The organism is Geobacter sp. OR-1 (genome assembly GCF_000813145.1).
GTDB lineage: Bacteria > Desulfobacterota > Desulfuromonadia > Geobacterales > DSM-12255 > Geoanaerobacter.
The window spans coordinates 1-2,868 of the sequence record NZ_BAZF01000047.1 but is presented as its reverse complement, the minus strand read 5'-3'; the positions used below and the strand labels follow the sequence as shown (position 1 = coordinate 2,868).

At 55.8% G+C, this 2,868-nt stretch carries 1 protein-coding gene and 1 pseudogene; both read left to right on the top strand.

All coding sequences use genetic code 11. The features are described 5' to 3' along the window. A pseudogene (locus OR1_RS20365) lies at nt 1–590 on the top strand (CxxxxCH/CxxCH domain-containing protein); the annotation flags it as partial. A 62-nt stretch (nt 591–652) separates the two neighbouring features. Next, the coding region (locus OR1_RS20360; RefSeq protein WP_160295292.1) for a CxxxxCH/CxxCH domain-containing protein at nt 653–2,868 on the top strand (2,216 nt) is incomplete at its 3' end.

The window sequence follows — 2,868 nt, the reverse complement described above, 5'->3', positions numbered from 1 at the left end:
ACGGCAATAGCCTCATGGGAATGAACAATACCCCGCCGTACAAGCCGTCCGGTCACCTGGTGGGGATCCATTTCAAGAATATTTCCAAAGGCCCGGGACTTAACGGTTTCCTCGGCTTTACTTCCAGCGGCAGCGCGGCGCACGGTAATACGGCCTATGCTGACACCATCAAGTGCGACATCTGCCATAGCGGCATTGTCGATCCTGCCAAACCGGACACCTACGCGATGTTCGGCACCGGCAGCCCGTTCGAGTGCGCCAGCTGCCATACCGCCGGCACCACAACCAAACTGCAGGCAGGGAACATTGTCGGCACCGGGCTGCATATCAACGGGAAGAAGGATGTGGCGTTCCCGACTACTGCATACCCGTTCAAGACCAAAGCGCAGCTCTCAAACGTTGCCAATGCCGGCGGTTCGTGGATGCGTAACGGCAGTTACAAGGCAGACGATGCCTACGACAGTACTGATCTGAGCACATCGACCTGGAACCCGGTTGAAAAGTCGTGCAATACTGCTTGTCACGTCAATCAGTCCGGGATCATTTGGGGCAATAAGCTTAAGTGCTTCAGCTGCCACGCCAACCAATAGTGATGGCAAAAAAAGGCAGCGTTATGTATAAATCGATTCTCGCAAGAAAAGGTGAAGATACCATGGGCAAGCAGATAACCTGTTCGCGCAGCGTGAAACAGCGGAGACCCGGAGTTAGGGCGTTTTTATGCACTATACTCGGACTGGCGGTATTGGGATCGATGCCAGTCGCTGCCGCCGACCTGATGCACAACAGCCGGGATACCGGGTCCACCAGGTGGAACGGCCGGTGGGGTATCGCCGGTGGCCGTTACGGCGAGTTTACCTGCGCCACCTGTCATGAGCCACTTGCCGAAAACCTGAAAAACATCAGGAAAACCATCTCTGTCATGAACCCATGGTCGTCTCACACCTTCCCAGGGGGGAGCCAATCGGTAACGGTTAATTTTCAGAATAATACCAGCATGGGTAATGACCGGGCTGCACACACGACATCGAACCGGATCTGCGAGGTCTGCCACAGCCAGCTCACCTATCACAACACCGATTCCAACAACAATACCGGTAATCCCAAGTTGGGGCACCCGGCGCAGGGTGGCCAGGCCGGTGTCTGCACCAGTTGTCATTCTCATAATACCGGATTTAAAGCCTCCTGTGGCGGCTGCCATGGCAACCCGCCGACAACTTCCACGCTTGGCGCTCCCGACGGCCTTATTAAGACTCCCAAGGCAAGCAAGGCGCTGAAAGCCGGCGAGGCCGGTGTGCATGAGGCCCACACGGACAGAGGTATGGTCTGTGATACCTGCCACTATATCTCCGATGGCAGCATCAAGATGCCGAACCTCTCAAACACCATCCAGATCGGCTTTTATGGTTTCGGCGGCAAGGTGACAAGCGGAAAATATGTGCCATGGTCATCGGCAGGCCGGGGTTACCGGGTGTCGTCTTCCACGCCTAATACCACCATGGCGAAGGTGGTTTCGAATTATACCAATGCCAACAAGTGTTCTCAGGTTTATTGCCACGGCGGCGGGGTCAAGGTAGGCGAGACTACTGTCAAGCCACCTATTAACGGTTTTGGCAGTTATACAACCTGGTGGTGGAGCGCACCAACCGGAACTGCAACCTGCGGTAGCTGTCACCCTTCGACTGCTTCGAATCCGCCAACGTTGGGAAGCCATCAGAAGCACACCGGGCTGCAGAGCTCCGGTTACTATGAAATAGCGTGCGACAAGTGTCACCCTTCATCAGTAGATAATTCCCATGTCCAGGGAGTCAGCCGGTGGGAGTTGAAGACCGCTGATCCCAAGTTAGGGACATTGGCTACTTACCGAGGTTCGGCAACAACAAATACAAACCAGCTTGCCCCGAACCTCCCTTATGGCCAGTGTGCGAATTTCTACTGCCATTCAAATGGGGCAGGGGGGCAGGGTAATATAGCCTCCCCAGCCTGGGGCGATTCCAGCGGCTTTGCCAATTGCGCCGGGTGCCATGGCGGCAACGAGACCAGTGGCACGCCGATCAGCTCCGGAAAGCATGCTTCTCACATCAATACCGGATCCAACAGTTCTCTCGGGACTGCCATAGGTTGTGCTGCCTGCCACGGAAAGACGGTCAGCAACGACACGGCCATCAGCATCGTTGCAAACCATGTTAATACCCTGAAGGAGTATTCAGGCGCACGGGCCGGTAAGAATTACACTCCTGCAGACGGCGTCTGCGCGAATGTCTATTGTCACAGCGACGGCAAGGGGCGTCAAAGCGTGCCGTTTACCGCCGGAACCGGCTGGAATTCATCGACAGTATATGCGGACTGTATTCAATGCCACGGAACTGACAACAGGTTTGGTCATTTTTCCAGTATCGCCGGTGAGCCGAACTACAAGAGCGGCGCCCAGGGGAGTTACTCTGCCAACAGTCACAGAAAGCATGTCGTCAATTACGGTGGCGCAGCCACCTGTTACCGGTGCCATGTCGAGACCGTGTCTCCTGCTGGTAACTCTATCCTGAGCGGGAGCATCAAGCATGTAGACGGTACGCCGGATGTCAAGGCCGATGGCACGGTCGGTTCTTTCAACTGGAACAAGAGCCCGCGGACCTGTACCAGCAACGTCTGTCACTTCAATAAAACGGTCACCTGGGGCGGCACCCTGAACTGCAATGGCTGCCATGGCGCCGATGCCGCCACGCTCACCACCAAGAAGCACTCGGCCCACATCTCCACCAGCGCCAATCCGTCGCTCGGCACGGCACTGGGTTGTGTCGAGTGCCATAGCAAGACGGTGTCGAGCAATTTAACGATCAGCGGTTATGCCGTTCACAGCAACAAAGTTTATGG